The following is a 16,563-nucleotide window of genomic DNA, read 5'->3' on the forward strand; positions in this document are numbered from 1 at the left end:
ATAATTAAATTAAAGTTTTATTCCCGAAACTTATCATCAGGAAAGGACATATTGGTCTGCAATCCTGATATTAAAAAGGTATTCAAGGCAGGTCTCCTGGCTCGCATCCTATAGCAGACCTTCCCGGATTTTTGATCCAGTGGTACGATGTAGCTATAGGTAAAACAGCTTACAGTTGCGGGTACAGCTCAAGATTTGAATAATATTCTTACTTGATTCCTTATTATGAACAGTGTTCAACCTTAAAAACGTGGCAAATATATCATATAAATTTTTGAAACACATTTTGTGAATTATACATTGATCTTGTCTTTTCTTTGAGGGTTAGCTGTATTTTGTGTGAAGCATTGTGTTAATTGGTGATAATATCGGTTTGTTGATGTGTTTTTAAAGCTAAATGTGAATTTTTATTGTTTATATTGAATTCATCTTGGGATTTTATTGTTAAAACACAATTATTATTAGATTCAAGATCAGTTTACAATCAATTTATACTTTCGCGCCATAAAAGTTAATATGAAAAAACTAATATTTTCCGCTTTGGTGATGACTGCATTATTCTCTTGCAGTAAAGATGATGACAACAATATAAATAATCAGGATATTAATTACTCAAAACTACCACAAGAGTTTCCGTTTTCAAATCTGGCAAAAATAAATGGGGTAGATGTGATCAATGGAGGATTTGGTTCAGGAGCTGCAGCACATCCAACGAGAAAAGGTGAGTTTTATGTAATTACTGACCGTGGTCCAAATACAGATTACCTGAACGGGAAAAAGTTTTTGACACCTAACTTTACTCCAACGATTATGCATTTTAAAATTAATGCTGAAGGAAAAATTGAGGTGATTAAATATATTAAGCTTAAGAATCCATCCGGACAACCCATTACAGGTTTACCCAATCCTGTAGGAATGGGAAGTACTGGTGAAGTTGCTTATGATGCATCCGGAAATATCCTTGGAACAGACAATTATGGCTTAGACAGTGAAAGTATTGTAGCGGCACCAGATGGCACATTTTGGGTGTCTGATGAATACGGTCCACACATTGTTCATTACACCGCAGATGGTGTAGAAATAGAAAGGATAAGCCCTATTGGCGTGAATACAGGAACAAGAAAATTACCCGCAGTTTTAGCTAAAAGAAGAGCCAATAGAGGAATGGAAGGACTTTGCATCACTCCTGATGGAAAAACGTTGGTGGGAACCATGCAGTCTATGATGTTAGTTCCGACAAAAGCTTTGGCAACAAACACTACTTTAACGAGAATTGTAACATTTGACATTGCAACAGGTAAAACCAAGCAATATCTATATAGACAGGATGGCGGTGCCTCAGATTCCGTTTGTGATATTACAGCTTTAGGTAATAATGAGTTCCTTGTGATTGAAAGAGATGGAAATTTTGGAACACAGGGTGGAATTAAAAAAGTATATAGAATCAATCTTAGTGATGCCACAGATGTAACCGGAGCTGATCTGGCAGCCGTAGATGGAATGAAGGTAAATGGAAAAGCATTAGAGCAGTGCTCTTGGGATGAACTTACCACAGCCGGAATCAAACCTGTTACTAAAAAACTAGCTGTAGATCTGGTTGCAAAACTAGGATATGAACATGATAAATTCGAGGGAATCGTTTATTTAGGAAACAATAAACTTGCTGTTTTCAATGATGATGATTTTGGAGTAGTGGATGATGGAGCCGGAAATCCTAAAGCTAAAATATTACCTAAAACAGGAAGGGTAGACAAAGGAACTATGTATATAGTCGATATTCAATAATTAGATTTTTTTTAAGAAAAGTGGCGGAATTTATTCCGCCACTTTTTATTTGAAAGAATTGAAAACATTCATATAAACAGGCTCTAGCACGTTTAAAAAAAGTAACATTTTCCCTTAGTTTTAGCCAAAACATATAATAAAAGCCCTTGTGAATGACTTCCAAGGGCTTTATTTACTATATTACTCCTATCAATTAATTGAAAGCTTCAATAATTTTAGAGAAATCCTCTAATTTCAAAGCTGCACCTCCAATCAGACCACCATCGATATCAGGCTGAGAGAAAATTTCTTTCGCGTTGTCTGGTTTTACAGAACCTCCGTAAAGAATAGAAACTTCATCAGCTACTTCCTGCCCGTATTTAGCAGCAATAATATTTCTGATATGAGCATGGATTTCCTGAGCCTGTTCCGGACTTGCCGTTTCTCCTGTTCCGATAGCCCAAACTGGTTCGTAAGCGATTACTACTTTCTTGATCTCTTCAGCAGAAAGAGTGAAAAGAGCAACTTCAGTTTGATTCTTAACTACTTCAAGGTGCTGTCCTGCTTTTCTTTGCTCAAGAGTTTCTCCGTTACAATAGATTGGCGTAAGACCTTTATCAAGTGCTAACTTTACTTTTCTATTGCAGTGAGAATCTGTTTCTCCGTGGTATTGTCTTCTTTCAGAATGCCCGATCAATGAACCGGTAGCATCGATAGATTCTAGCATATCAGCAGAAATTTCTCCAGTATAGGCACCGCTTTCATGCTCGCTCATATCCTGAGAGAATACTCCGATTTCATCCTTTTCAAAGATGTCTTTTGCCATCATTAGGTATAAAGATGGAGGAGCGATCCAAACCTCACAATTGGTTGCATTGTTGTTTTTATAGCTTAGTAACTGAATCATTAATTGTTGTGCATCAATTACATTTTTGTTCATTTTCCAGTTGCCTGCAACTATTTTTCTTCTCATAAGATTTATATTGATTTATTTTACTTTTTAATTAATTTTGATATGAATGTGCAAAATCTGCGAGAGTGTTATTTATTAATTCCTTCCAATTTAAACATGAACGCATATACTAAGGCAGTATCTTTCAGATAATCAAACCTTCCGGAAGCACCACCGTGACCATATTCCATGTCTGTTTTTAATAATAGAACGTTTTTATCCGTTTTCATATCTCTCAGTTTTGCCACCCATTTTGCAGGTTCAAAATACTGTACCTGAGAATCATGAAGACCAGTTGTTACCAATAGATTAGGGTAGTTTTTCTTCTCAATATTTTCATAAGGAGAATAAGACTTCATATAAAAATAAGCTTCTTTATTGTTAGGATTTCCCCATTCATCATATTCGTTGGTTGTCAAAGGAATACTTGTATCAAGCATAGTATTTACAACGTCTACGAACGGAACCTGTGAGATGACTCCATTCCAAAGGTTAGGGCTCATATTAGCTACAGCTCCCATTAATAAACCTCCGGCACTTCCTCCCTGCGCGTATAAATGTTTAGGCGAAGTGTATTTTTCTTTTACAAGATATTCTCCGGAATCAATGAAGTCTGTAAAGGTGTTTTTCTTTTTCATCATTTTTCCGTCTTCATACCATTGTCTTCCCATTTCCTGTCCTCCACGGATATGAGTGATAGCATAGGCAAAACCTCTGTCTAAAAGACTCAATCTTGTACTACTGAATGTAGCATCCATAGAACTTCCGTAAGAGCCATAAGCATACAATAATAACGGACTGTTTCCATCTTTTTTGAATCCTTTTTTATAGACAATGGAAATCGGGATTTTAGTTCCGTCTTTTGCCGTAGCAAAAAGTCTTTCAGTGATATAGTTTTCCTTATTATAGCCACCCAAAACTTCCTGTTGCTTCAGAAGGGTTCTTTTTCCTGTCTTTAAATCCTGCTCATACTGAGAGCTTGGTGTAATCATGGAAGTATATCCAAAACGGAAATTATCTGTATTGTATTCAGGATTCCCGGATGAATAAACAGTATAAACTGGTTCATCAAATTTCAGAAACTCCTGTTTGCCTGTTTTTCTGTCATAAATAACCAATTGAGAAAGCCCGTTCTGCCTTTCACTGAATACCAGGTAGTTTTTGAATGGAGTAATACTTTCCATTAAAACATCTTTTCGGTGAGGAATAAAATCTTTCCAGTTATCAACACCTGTTTTATCTAAAGGAGTTTCTACAATTTTAAAATTAAGAGCGTCTTTATTGGTTTTGATAAGAAATTTATCTTCCAAAGGAGTCACTGTATACAAAACGTTTTTCATTCTCGGTTGGAAAACTTTAAAAGTTCCATCCGGATTGTCAGCATCTAAGTATTTTGTTTCTGAAGAAGTAGTAGATGTTGAATGGATTAGAATGAATTTTTCATTCTTAGATTTGTATACGAAAATGTAATTGGTCTTATCATTTTCCTCATATACAGTAATATCTTTAGAAGAGTCAGTTCCAAGACTATGTTTTTTGATCTTTTCAGACAAAAGAGTTTCAGGGTTGTTCTCTGCGTAAAAAATGGTTTTATTGTCATTAGCCCATTCTGATGAGCCATTTGTATTTTTTATGCCAAGATCTGTAATTTTTCCTGTGTTAAGATCTTTTAGAAATAAAGAATATTGCCTTCTGGAAACGTTATCTACTCCAAAAATCATTTTTGTATTATCCGGGCTGATATTAAATCCTGAAGCAGAATAATATGCATGACCTTCAGCCTGTTTATCTACATCCAAAAGAATTTCCTCAGGAGCAGTAAGGTTACCTTTCTTTCTACAGTATTTAAAATATTGTTTTCCAGCTTCTGTACGGGTATAGTAATAATATCCATTCTTGAAAACCGGTACAGATTCGTCTTTTTCTTTGATTCTTGCCTTCATTTCCTGGAAAAGCTTTTCTCTGAAAGGCTCTGTGTCCTTCATCATGCCTTCCCAATAGGTGTTTTCAGCCTTTAAATAATCAACGACTTTGGTAGAATCTTTTCCTTTTTTAAAGAAATCAATCATCCAATAATAAGGATCATTCACCTTATCACCATGGATTTCTCTGATATGTTCCTGCTTTTCTGCCACAGGAGCTTTCATGTCCGGAAATTTCTGAGATTGAAATGTTGCTGTACTCATTGCTAATAGTCCTAGATAAATTTTTTTCATGGTATTTTTTTGATTTTGAATAGCAATTATGCCAATCCCCACAGGTTTTTCAATAGAATATAGAACGTATGTTCCTCTTCCGTTACCTTATTGTCCGCTTTAATCAGAGATTTAGCAAATTGGGCAAACTTTACACGTTCATCCGCAGTAGAGTCTTCAAGGAAGCATCTTGCATGGAATTCAAAGTGATCTTTCCATTCTTCCGGTTGTAAAAGGGCAAGCGTTTCAAGCTCATTATCAAGGTTCATTCTGAATGGAAATTCATCTGCCAGATATTGCTGTACAAGCATTCCTTCTTCAGGAGCAAATTCTCCGTCTACAGAAGAAAGGATCATTAATAAGTGATAACCGGCGATAGATTTATTTGATTTTTGCATGTTTTAATATTTTTTTACTAGATAGTCTAAGTTATTTTCTTCTAAAATTTTATCGAGATATTTTCCCCTGCTGCTTGATTTTCTTTGATAAGGAGCAAATTTTTGAGCTACTTCGTTAAACTCTTCACTCAGTTTTATCAGTTCTTCTGATTCATCATCGGTAAGTTTTTTATCAGATAACTGGGTGTTGAAATGAATCAGTTTTTTTACAGCAATTTCCTTTTTTACAATTTCCTCTTCAGTGGAATGTAAGGTACAAATCCCATATATACCGTTACAATAGGCTGCCCACTCACTTTCAAATATTTCATTCAGTTTTTCCTGTTCCGGAAAAGAATTTTTGAACATACTATCATAAGCAAAGTGTTTATGAGGATGGTTCATCAGATGTCGGATGAAATTTTCTTTAAACTCTTCCTTGTATTGATGAGTATCTCTTAATTCTTTATTCTTTTCAATTAATGAAATACAGTTTTTACTGAAATACTTCTCTGTAATCTCATTTTCAAATTCATCATTAAGAGGAGACGTTATTCTAATAGTTCGGGAAACGGTATAAGAATGCTGTGTAATTAATTGATTTTTAATAAGTTCGTCTAGTTTGTGCTTGCTGATGTTTGCTATATTACATAATTCAGCTTCTGTAATATAATTTTCATTAATATAAGTGAAATTTTGTTCCATTAGCATTGAAATAATTAGTTGATATAGTCCTTTGCAGGCTGCTTTTCTACAATTTTTCCGTTTTGAAGGATCAGTACAAATGGATTGCTTCTTGCAATAGTTTTGATTGCCGTGCCATCCATCATTGTATTTTTAATGGTTTTAAATGTATTCTGATCTGTTGAAACTCCATAAATAAGAGCTCCTTTCTGAGCATTTACTTTAGCTTCTACTTTTTGAATAAGATCAGCAGAGACTTCCTTCGGGTGGTAAGAAAATACAAGGATTGCTTTAGGAGCTTTGATGATTTCGTCAGTAAGTTCCATTCCTGTAGGATCTTCAATCTTAAATTTTACAATCTCAGATTTATATCCTTCTTTTACAAGAACAGACTCATTTTTTCCTTCTTCAATTTTCCATGGAGAACCTTCTGCCCAATATTTCGTTTCCTTGATATAATCATCCTGATTTACCTTTAACACTTCACCTGTTTTTTGATTTTTCAGGGAATAAAAAGTCTTGTATTCGGAAGGATTTTTATTGATTTTTTCTTTTTCTCCTTGAATGTCCGTTCCTACTTTGTAATCACGGAAATCAATGATTGGTTCGTGCATAATTCCCTGAGCCATAATATAGATCATTCCTAGAGAAAATATAGCAAAAAGAGCGTATTTGAATTTACTTGTAGATTCTTTTTTGCTACTGCCATATTCATCCGTTTTACGGAAATCTTTTTTGTATAGGACAAACAGAATGATAAGCCCGATAAGAAGAGCAACATCCTTAAAGAAGCTCTGCCAAGGAGTAAATTTAATAGCATCTCCAAAACATCCGCAATCTGTTACTACATTGAAGTAAGCAGAATAGAAAGTAAGGAAACCAAAGAATACACAAAGCGCTATTAAAGCTGATAAGGTAAATTTAAGCTTCATTTTCAGCAGCAGCATAAATCCAAGGAAAAGCTCCAGCACAACAACAATAATTGAAAACAGCAGGGCAAACTTTTCAAAAAACGGCATATTGAAAACAGCAGGTGAAAAATATTCTTCCATTTTGAAAGAAAATCCTACCAAATCCACAGCTTTCACAAAGCCTGAAAGGATAAAAATAACAGCAATAATAAAGCGTAATAAACCTTTGATCATATTAAATAGTTTTGGGTTCGAATTTGTTTTTTTGTTCCGAGAATTTAATCAGACAGAAAACAGCATAATTCAGCATATCGAAATAGTTGGCATCAAGCCCTTCCGAAACGATAGTTTTTCCCTGATTATCCTCAATCTGTTTGGTTCTAAGTACTTTTTGGTAAATAAGATCGGTGATGGAAGAAATTCTCATATCTCTCCATGCTTCACCATAATCATGATTTTTTCTTTCCATTAAAGCCTGAGCTTCGTAAGCATATTTGTCATACAGACTTAAAATTTCTTCCTTATTTTCATTAAAATCATTGGAAAGTCCTTTCTCAAGCTGAATAAGTCCAATGATAGAATAGTTAACAATCGCGATAAATTCATCCTCTTCACTTTCATCCACCATTTTCACATCGGTCATCTGCAACGTACGGATTCTGTTAACTTTTATATAAATCTGATCCGTAATGGAACTTGGTCTCAAAACCCTCCATGCTGCTCCGTAATCCTGTAATTTTTTACCGAAAAGATCACGGCATTGACTGATAATTTTCTCGAACTGTACTGATGTGTTTGACATAAAATTTCTTAATCTTCCAAATATACGAATTCGGTTTTGTTTATGAAATGAGTTTGATTTGAATCATGTTCGTGTATTGTTGTAGAGTGGGAGAGCTTGTTAGTAAAAGTGTCTTAAAGTGGGAAAATAGCGATCGTTTTGTCTGATTTCTGTCTTGTAACCCTTCAATTAAAGGTATAAATCACTAATTTTGCAGGATATAAAGTTACTCATTACTCATCATCCATTACTTATAAAATTCTATGCTTTCAAACGCTCAGACTATTAAACACTCAGATCCCCAAACATTCTCTATCAACTGCAATGGCAGATTAATACAACTGGACACTCCAAAGATCATGGGAATTCTCAATCTTACACCAGATTCATTTTCAGATGGCGGAAAGTTTAATGATGAGAAATTGGCATTGAAGCATACCGAAAAATTATTGAAAGATGGAGCTGAAATCATTGATATCGGACCACAATCCACTCGCCCCAACGCTGAATTTTTAAACAGTGAAGAAGAAATCAGCAGAATTGGAAAAATTATTTCTCAAATTAAAAAAGAGTTTCCGGAATCATTGATTTCTCTGGATACATTTTACGCTGAAACAGTGAAGTTTGGATTTGATGAAGGAATTGATATGATTAACGATATTTCCGGGGGACAATATGATGAGAAAATGTTTGATGTAGCCGCAGAAACAGGATTGCCTTATATTTTGATGCATATTAACCCGTCTTATGAAACAATGCATGATAAAATCAGGTTTGAAGATATCACTTTGGAAGTTAACAGATATTTTTCTGAAAAGACGAATGAACTGTTACAAAAAGGAATAAAAGACATCATTTTGGACCCGGGTTTTGGATTCGGAAAAACAGTAGAAGACCAGATGAAAATGATTAATGAAGTAGAATATCTCGGATTTGGAAAATTTCCTTTATTGATAGGGATTTCCAGAAAATCATTTATCTATAAACCTCTAGGGAAATCTCCTCTCGATATCAATGAAGAAACACAAAAATTACACCTAAAAGTTCTGGAACAAGGCGCGAAGATTTTAAGAGTGCATGATGTGGCTGAAGCAAAAGAAACGGTCAATCAATTTTTACGAAAAAAATAAAAAGTGTTAAAAAAACTTGTGGGTTTTTAAAAAGTTTATACATTTGCAGTATGAATTTTATGAATCAAGAAAATATTATTGTCATTTCTATTGCAGCTGTTGTGATTTACAACAGTCAGGAAACGGCATTTTAAAATAAAATTTTAATTTAAATTATACGAGCCGTTTCATTTTTGAAGCGGCTTTTTTATTTCAATTTTTAGAGTAAACAGTATGTATCAGTTATTCGTAGTAATTATTATCGTCATTATTATTCCCTTACGCTTGTGAGACGGAAGATGTATGACTGTACATATATTGAGCCCTCTCACATTGTGAGAGGGCTTTTTTTATTCCCTTTTGTTAATTTTTAAACCCTATAAACATGTATTACAACGACGACACGGTCATCTATTTTGATGGAAATTTCATGAAAGCTAAAGAAGCAGGTATGGATCTTTACGGACAATCTCTTCACTACGGATATTCAGTTTTTGAAGGAATCAAATCTTACAGTACGGAACACGGAACTAAAATCTTTAAGGCAAAAGAACATTACGAAAGATTAAAAAGATCCGCTGAACTGATGCATATTCCTTTCGATTATTCAGTAGATCAGCTTACGGAACTTACCTATGAGCTTTTAGAATTAAATGGTTTTACCGATGCTTATATCCGTCCGTTAGTCACATGTTCTCCCAATATGTCATTATCCAAAGGGCAAAAATCTTATTTATCCTTACTCGCCTGGGAATGGAACAATGGTTACCTGGCAGATAAAATGAAGATTATGACATCTCCTTTCCAACGTCCTAATCCAAAAGCATTTAAAGTGGAAGCGAAAGTAGGCGGGCATTATGTAAACTCTATTCTTGCTTGTCAGGATGCCAAAGACAAAGGGTATGATGAAGCTTTAGTATTGGACGAAAATGGAAATGTAGCAGAAAGTTCGGGTGCTAATGTATTCTATGAAAAAGATGGAACTCTGTATACTCCGGCAAAAGGAAGTATTCTTCCGGGAATTACTCGTCAGACAGTTTTTGAAATTTGTAATGAGCTGAATATTCCCGTTAAGGAAACCTTCTTCAAACCTGAAGAAATGAGAGGAGCAGATGCTGCTTTTTTCTGTGGTACAGCAGCTGAAATTGTAGCATTAGATTCATTGGATGATGTTGCTTTCAGTAAGAAATGGGAGGATACAGCAAGCGAAAAGGTACAACAGGCGTATTTGAAATTAGTGAGAGTTCTGTCATTGTAAAATATTTACATGTAATCAATTGATTTTCATTAATATATGATTGTTTTTCAAACTATTGAGTATTGTATTTTTTAGAAAAATTGAAAATTGAAAAATATTACAAGCTGTAGTTTTGGACCAGAATTTAGTAAAAAAAGAGTCATTTAAAGAGACAGGAAGAATAGCAAATGCAGGATAATATGTTAAATAAATATTCAAAAACATTCACACAAAATAGTGAACAGCCAGCCGCAAAAGCAATGTTATACGGGATTGGCTTTACAGAAGAAGATATGCACAAGGCACAGATCGGGATTGCAAGTATGGGATATGATGGAAATACCTGCAATATGCACCTCAACGATCTTGCTAAAGTTGTAAAAAAAGGAACCTGGGATCATGGGCTTGCTGGATTAATTTTTAATACAATCGGAGTCAGTGACGGGATGAGTAACGGTACAGATGGAATGCGTTATTCACTCGTAAGCCGTGATGTGATTGCAGACAGTATTGAAGCTATTTGTGGAGCACAGTATTATGACGGGCTTATTGCTTTGCCAGGTTGTGATAAGAATATGCCGGGAACAATCATTGCAATGGGAAGACTGAACAGACCTTCATTGATGGTTTACGGTGGAACAATTGCTCCGGGCTGTTACAAAGGTGAAACTTTGAACATCGTTTCTGCTTTTGAAGCTTTAGGAAAGAAGATAGCAGGCGAAATATCTGACGAAGATTTTGATGGAGTGGTGAAAAATTCATGTCCCGGAGCAGGAGCATGTGGCGGAATGTACACAGCAAATACCATGGCATCAGCAATAGAAGCGCTGGGAATGAGTCTTCCTTATTCATCATCCAATCCGGCTTTAAGCAAAGACAAACAAAATGAATGTCTGGAAGCTGGAAAATATCTGAAAATACTCCTTGAAAAAGATATAAAACCATCAGATATCATGACCCGAAAAGCCTTTGAGAATGCACTTCGGCTGATTGTAGTCTTGGGAGGAAGTACCAACGCAGTTCTGCATTTTATAGCAATGGCTAAGAGTGTTGGAGTACCCTTAACGCAGGATGATTTTCAAACCATGAGTGATTCTACACCTATGTTAGCTGATCTTAAGCCTAGTGGAAAATATCTGATGCAGGACCTGTATGAGCATGGAGGAATACCTGCAGTAATGAAGTACCTATTAGAAGAAGGACTGTTGCATGGGGACTGCTTAACCGTTACCGGAAAAACATTAGCTGAAAATCTGGAACATGTGCCAAGACTAGATTTTAATACTCAGAAGATTATAAGACCATTATCAAACCCTGTTAAACCAACTGGACATTTGAGAATTCTATATGGAAACCTTGCTGAAAAAGGAAGTGTGGCAAAAATAACAGGAAAGGAAGGTGAAAGATTTTTAGGAAAAGCCCGTGTGTTTGATGGCGAAAAGAATCTGATCAAAGGCATTGAAGATGGAACGGTACAGCAAGGTGATGTTATTGTAATTCGTAATGAAGGACCAAAAGGAGCTCCGGGAATGCCGGAAATGCTGAAACCTACAAGTGCTTTGATCGGAGCTGGATTGGGAAGCAGTGTTGCTTTGATTACAGATGGCAGATTCAGTGGCGGAACTCACGGTTTTGTAGTAGGGCATATCACTCCGGAAGCTCATGAAGGCGGGCTGATTGCTTTTGTGGAAGATAATGACCTGATTGAAATAGATGCGGTAAACAATACAATACAGCTCAAAGTTTCAGAAGAAGAAATTGAAAGAAGAAAACAAGGCTGGAAAAAACCGGACCTGAAAGTAAAGAAAGGTCTACTGTATAAATATGCGTTAACCGTATCATCAGCGGCAGAAGGTTGTGTAACGGACGAAATTTAAAATAAAACATCATGAAGAATTTAAACCTATCTACAGAAACAGAACTGAGCGGAAGCCGGATTATTCTTGAAGCATTTCTTCAGGAAGGAGTGAAAACCGTTTTCGGATATCCGGGAGGTGCTATTATTCCTATCTATGATGCACTTTACGATTATAAAGACCAACTGGAACATATTCTTGTCCGTCACGAGCAGGCTGCAGTACATGCTGCGCAGGGATTAGCCAGAGTTTCAGGTGAAGTAGGTGTTGTAATGGCTACGAGTGGTCCCGGTGCAACGAATCTTGTGACAGGATTAGCCGATGCTTTGCTGGATAATACTCCTCTTGTATGTATTACAGGACAGGTTTTTGAACACCTTTTAGGTACAGATGCATTTCAGGAAATTGATGTGATGAATATTACCAGCCCTGTTACCAAATGGAATTATCAAGTGACCGATGCCAATGAGCTTCCTGAAGTTTTAGCCAAAGCTTTTTATATCGCAAAATCAGGACGTCCGGGACCAGTGCTTATTGATGTGACTAAAAATGCTCAATTGCAGAAAGTTTCATATAAAGGATATACCCGCTGTCATTCCTTAAGAAGCTACAAACCTGATCCGGTTCCATCTATGGAAAATATTGAAAAGGCGGCAGATTTGATTAACCATGCAGAACGTCCGTTCATTATTGCAGGACAGGGAATTATGCTTGGAAAAGCAGAAAAAGAATTTTTACAGTTTGCAGAAAAATCAGGGATTCCTGTCGCATGGACGGTTTTAGGAATGGGAGCTGTTCCAACCCACCATTCACAGGCTGTAGGAATGGTAGGAATGCATGGAAATTACGGTCCGAATATTCTTACCAATCAATGTGATGTGCTTATTGCAGTTGGGATGCGCTTTGATGACCGTGTTACAGGAAGATTGGACCAATATGCGAAACAGGCAAAGATCATCCACTTTGATATTGATAAAGCAGAAATCAATAAAAATGTAAAAGCAGATGTCCCGGTTCTTGGAAACTGTAAAGAAACGCTACCGCTTATTACCGCTTTAATACAGGAAAAAGAACATGCAGACTGGCTTCAAAAGTTCAAAGACTGTCTGGAAATAGAAAGTATAAACCTGATCAATGAAGAACTGTATCCCACAGAAGGAGAGATCACCATGGGAGAAGTTATCAGATGTCTTAATGAAATGACAAAAGGAGAAGCAGTTATTGTTACGGATGTTGGTCAACATCAGATGGTCACCTGTCGATATTCAAGTTTTAAAAACTCCCGAACTAATATTACCAGTGGCGGATTGGGAACGATGGGTTTCTGTCTTCCGGCAGCAATAGGTGCCGCTTATGCAGATCATGACCTTCCTGTGATTGCGGTCATGGGAGACGGCGGAGCACAAATGAATATTCAGGAGTTGGGAACGATCATGCAATATCATCCGAAGGTTAAAATTCTAATTCTTAATAACAGCTATCTGGGAATGGTAAGACAGTGGCAGGAACTTTTTCATGAAGAAAGATATTCCTCAGTGGATATCCAAAGTCCGGAATTTGTAAAAGTAGCGGAAGGATATCATATCGCAGGAAGGAAAGTAACCCAGAGAGAGGATTTAAAAGACGCTTTTCTTGAAATGCTTGAACATGATGAAGCATTTCTGCTTGAAGTAATGACAGGTAAAAAACACAATGTATTCCCGATGATCCCCCAAGGGAAAAGCGTGTCAGAAGTTGTATTGAATGACAAACCATAAAATAAATAGAAAATGAAAACAGAAAATAAAGAATATACCATAACAGCCTATACTGAAGATTGTTTGGGATTGATGAGCAGAATCAATGCTATTTTCTCAAGACGAAGAATTTCCATGATTCATTTTAACATGGGACCTTCGGAAACAGAGAATATTAAAAAGTTTGTGATTACGATTAGAGAATCAGAAGAATCGGTTCAGAAAATTACAAGACAAATGGAAAAACAGGTAGATGTATTAGAGGTACATTATCATAAAAATCCATATTTCACAGCAATAGAATACGCAAGCTAATAAAATAAAAAGCTTTTGTGATAAAAGATAAAGTGGTTAAAATTTAAAAAATCAAACAACAAATAAAATCAAAAAAAATGGCAAAATTGAATTTCGGAGGAGTAGAGGAAAACGTAGTAACAAGAGAAGAATTTCCCTTAAATAAAGCTCAGGAAGTATTAAAAGATGAAGTTGTAGCAGTAATTGGCTATGGAGTACAGGGACCAGGGCAGGCATTAAATCAGAAAGATAACGGAATTAATGTTATTGTAGGGCAGAGAAAAAATTCTAAATCATGGGATAAAGCTGTAGCAGACGGATTCGTACCTGGTGAAACATTATTTGAAATAGAAGAAGCATTAGAGAAAGGAACGATAATCTGTTACTTGTTAAGTGATGCCGCACAAATAGAATACTGGCCTAAAGTAAAGCAGCATCTTACTCCTGGAAAAGCTTTGTATTTCTCTCATGGATTTGGAATTACCTTTAATGAACGTACAGGAATTGTTCCGCCGACAGATGTAGATGTCTTTCTTGTTGCTCCTAAAGGTTCAGGAACTTCATTAAGGAGAATGTTCCTTCAAGACAGAGGACTGAACAGTAGTTTTGCCGTTTATCAGGATGCTACGGGAAAGGCTAGAGATAGAGTAACCGCGTTGGGAATTGCCATCGGAAGCGGTTATTTATTCGAAACAGACTTTAAAAAAGAAGTATATAGTGATCTTGCAGGAGAAAGAGGAACTTTGATGGGAGCTGTTCAGGGGATATTTGCTGCACAGTACGATGTATTAAGAAAAAATGGTCACAGCCCGTCTGAAGCATTTAATGAAACAGTAGAAGAGTTGACCCAATCATTGATGCCTTTAGTAGCTGAAAACGGAATGGATTGGATGTATGCCAACTGTAGTACAACCGCTCAAAGAGGTGCTTTAGACTGGTGGAAACGTTTCAGAGATGCTACTTCGCCTTTGTTTGAAGAACTTTATGAAAACGTTGCTAAAGGAAACGAAGCACAAAGATCCATCGACAGCAACAGTAAGCCTGATTACAGAGAAAAACTGGAGGCAGAACTTACAGAATTAAGAGAAAGTGAAATGTGGAAAGCAGGAAAAACTGTACGCAGCCTGAGACCAGAGAATAATTAATACAAAATGTAAAATGAGGACGGGAGAAACATATCTATCCAGGTTGGATACTATTTATAAAGCAGCAGAAAGACTAGAATATGTCTGTGTTAAAACCCCTTTGGCAATTAATAATAATCTGTCAACAGTTTATAATGCGAAAGTACAATTCAAAAGGGAAGACCTTCAAAGGGTAAGATCTTATAAAATCCGTGGGGCATACAATAAAATGGCAACGATGTCGAAGGAAGAGCTTTCCAGAGGAATTGTTTGTGCCAGTGCAGGAAATCATGCTCAGGGTGTTGCTTTTGCATGTAATAGCATGAAGATTAAAGGAACTATTTTCATGCCTTTGCCTACGCCTGGACAAAAATTGGAACAGGTAAAAATGTTCGGTGGAGATTATATTGATATTGTTTTGCATGGAGATACTTTTGACAAAGCTAAAGATGCTGCGATGAGGTTTTGCAACGAGCAGAACGGAATGTTTATCCATCCTTTTGATGATCCCGCAATTATAGAAGGACAAGCTACGACAGCATTGGAAATCCTTGAACAGGCTGATGAACCTATTGATTATCTTTTTGTACCAATAGGTGGTGGCGGGCTGGCTGCAGGTGTTTGTACTGTTTTTAAAGAATTATCTCCCCAAACCAAAATTATTGGAGTAGAACCTTCGGCAGCTGCAAGTATGAAAAAGGCGTTGGAAGTAGGAAAACCTGTTCATCTTGAAAAGATCAGTCGTTTTGTAGATGGTGCAGCTGTACAACAAGTGGGAAATCATACTTTTGAAATTTGTAAAGATATTTTGCATGATATGGCAGGAGTAGAAGAGGGGTTGGTATGTGAGACTATTCTTTCATTGTATAATAAAGATGCCATTGTGGTGGAACCGGCTGGTGCACTTTCTGTCGCTGTGCTGGAAAAATATAAAGAACAGATAGAGGGAAAAAATGTAGTCTGCATCATCAGTGGAAGTAATAATGATATTACAAGAATGGAAGAGATCAAAGAAAAAGCTTTGCTCTATGCCAACTTAAAACATTATTTTCTGGTAAGGTTTCCGCAACGTCCAGGGGCTTTAAAAAGCTTTGTTATGGATGTGTTGGGGCGTAATGATGACATAACTTTTTTTGAATACACTCAGAAAAATTCAAAGGAAAAGGGAATAGCAGTCGTAGGAATCGCTTTAAAACAAAAAGAAGATTTTACACCTTTGATGGATAAAATGAAGAAGTATGATTTCTTTGTCAATTATTTAAATAATGATCCTTCTTTGATGAATTTGCTGATCTAATTAGAAATACATCCACATTTTTACTAGCCACGAATACACGAATAAAATTATGGCTGTAATTAGTCTATGTATCTATGTGGTTTAAAAAAAATAACCACATAGTTACATAGAATTTTGTAGCTAGAAAGATGAATTTGTAAATGGTTTATATGCTTTAATTTTGTTGTAAACGTTTAATTACCAATTGTATATGTTGGTTTTTATTTATTGAAGAGAAAAAATGATCCTATCCAACTAAAAGTATTC

The 16,563-nt window shown here is 36.0% G+C and carries 14 protein-coding genes and 1 riboswitch; of the genes, 8 read left to right on the forward strand and 6 right to left on the reverse strand.

The features are described from left to right. Window positions 1–69: 69 nt before the first annotated feature. A riboswitch (cobalamin riboswitch) is annotated at window positions 70–260 on the reverse strand. Window positions 261–516: 256 nt separating this feature from the next. Beyond that, a complete protein-coding gene (locus BBI01_RS05585) occupies window positions 517–1,785 on the forward strand; it encodes an esterase-like activity of phytase family protein (protein ID WP_065393689.1) in 1,269 nt (422 codons plus the stop codon). A 193-nt stretch (window positions 1,786–1,978) separates the two neighbouring features. Here the strand turns inward: BBI01_RS05585 and tpiA are convergent, their stop codons facing one another. The 6 genes from tpiA to BBI01_RS05615 all read right to left on the reverse strand — a co-directional run bounded on the left by tpiA (window position 1,979) and on the right by BBI01_RS05615 (window position 7,685). Next, the gene (tpiA, locus tag BBI01_RS05590; protein ID WP_065393690.1) at window positions 1,979–2,737 is read right to left on the reverse strand and encodes a triose-phosphate isomerase; all 759 of its coding nucleotides are present in this window, start codon (window positions 2,735–2,737) and stop codon (window positions 1,979–1,981) included. 68 nt (window positions 2,738–2,805) lie between these two features. Continuing rightward, window positions 2,806–4,932: a S9 family peptidase gene (locus tag BBI01_RS05595; RefSeq protein ID WP_065393691.1), complete on the reverse strand. Its 2,127-nt coding sequence runs from the start codon at window positions 4,930–4,932 to the stop codon at window positions 2,806–2,808. A gap of 26 nt (window positions 4,933–4,958) precedes the next feature. Then, window positions 4,959–5,309 (reverse strand): TerB family tellurite resistance protein, encoded by a 351-nt coding sequence (locus BBI01_RS05600; protein ID WP_065393692.1) that lies wholly within the window; start codon window positions 5,307–5,309, stop codon window positions 4,959–4,961. A gap of 3 nt (window positions 5,310–5,312) precedes the next feature. Further along, window positions 5,313–5,993 (reverse strand): DUF6058 family natural product biosynthesis protein, encoded by a 681-nt coding sequence (locus BBI01_RS05605; RefSeq protein WP_065393693.1) that lies wholly within the window; start codon window positions 5,991–5,993, stop codon window positions 5,313–5,315. Window positions 5,994–6,007: 14 nt separating this feature from the next. Next, window positions 6,008–7,117 (reverse strand): BT_3928 family protein, encoded by a 1,110-nt coding sequence (locus BBI01_RS05610; protein ID WP_065393694.1) that lies wholly within the window; start codon window positions 7,115–7,117, stop codon window positions 6,008–6,010. Window position 7,118: 1 nt separating this feature from the next. Then, window positions 7,119–7,685: a DUF1599 domain-containing protein gene (locus BBI01_RS05615; protein ID WP_065393695.1), complete on the reverse strand. Its 567-nt coding sequence runs from the start codon at window positions 7,683–7,685 to the stop codon at window positions 7,119–7,121. Window positions 7,686–7,927: 242 nt separating this feature from the next. On the opposite strand from BBI01_RS05615, the gene folP reads away from it, so the two are divergent. The 7 genes from folP (at window position 7,928) to ilvA (ending at window position 16,317) form a co-directional block, all read left to right on the forward strand. Further along, on the forward strand, window positions 7,928–8,794 hold the full coding sequence (gene folP, locus BBI01_RS05620) for a dihydropteroate synthase (RefSeq protein WP_065393696.1): 867 nt from the start codon (window positions 7,928–7,930) through the stop codon (window positions 8,792–8,794). A 364-nt stretch (window positions 8,795–9,158) separates the two neighbouring features. After that, window positions 9,159–10,031: a branched-chain-amino-acid transaminase gene (gene ilvE, locus BBI01_RS05625; protein WP_065393697.1), complete on the forward strand. Its 873-nt coding sequence runs from the start codon at window positions 9,159–9,161 to the stop codon at window positions 10,029–10,031. Between the two features lie 179 nt (window positions 10,032–10,210). Next, on the forward strand, window positions 10,211–11,887 hold the full coding sequence (gene ilvD, locus BBI01_RS05635) for a dihydroxy-acid dehydratase (RefSeq protein WP_185114342.1): 1,677 nt from the start codon (window positions 10,211–10,213) through the stop codon (window positions 11,885–11,887). Between the two features lie 11 nt (window positions 11,888–11,898). After that, window positions 11,899–13,623, forward strand: a complete 1,725-nt coding sequence (gene ilvB / locus BBI01_RS05640; protein WP_065393700.1) for a biosynthetic-type acetolactate synthase large subunit — start codon at window positions 11,899–11,901, stop codon at window positions 13,621–13,623. 12 nt (window positions 13,624–13,635) lie between these two features. After that, a complete protein-coding gene (locus BBI01_RS05645; RefSeq protein ID WP_065393701.1) occupies window positions 13,636–13,917 on the forward strand; it encodes an ACT domain-containing protein in 282 nt (93 codons plus the stop codon). A 77-nt stretch (window positions 13,918–13,994) separates the two neighbouring features. Further along, a complete protein-coding gene (gene ilvC, locus BBI01_RS05650) occupies window positions 13,995–15,041 on the forward strand; it encodes a ketol-acid reductoisomerase (protein WP_065393702.1) in 1,047 nt (348 codons plus the stop codon). Window positions 15,042–15,054: 13 nt separating this feature from the next. After that, window positions 15,055–16,317, forward strand: coding sequence for a threonine ammonia-lyase IlvA (ilvA, locus tag BBI01_RS05655; protein ID WP_065393703.1), 1,263 nt, complete (start codon window positions 15,055–15,057; stop codon window positions 16,315–16,317). Window positions 16,318–16,563: the final 246 nt, after the last annotated feature.

The sequence above is a fragment of the Chryseobacterium artocarpi genome, assembly GCF_001684975.1.
GTDB lineage: Bacteria > Bacteroidota > Bacteroidia > Flavobacteriales > Weeksellaceae > Chryseobacterium > Chryseobacterium artocarpi.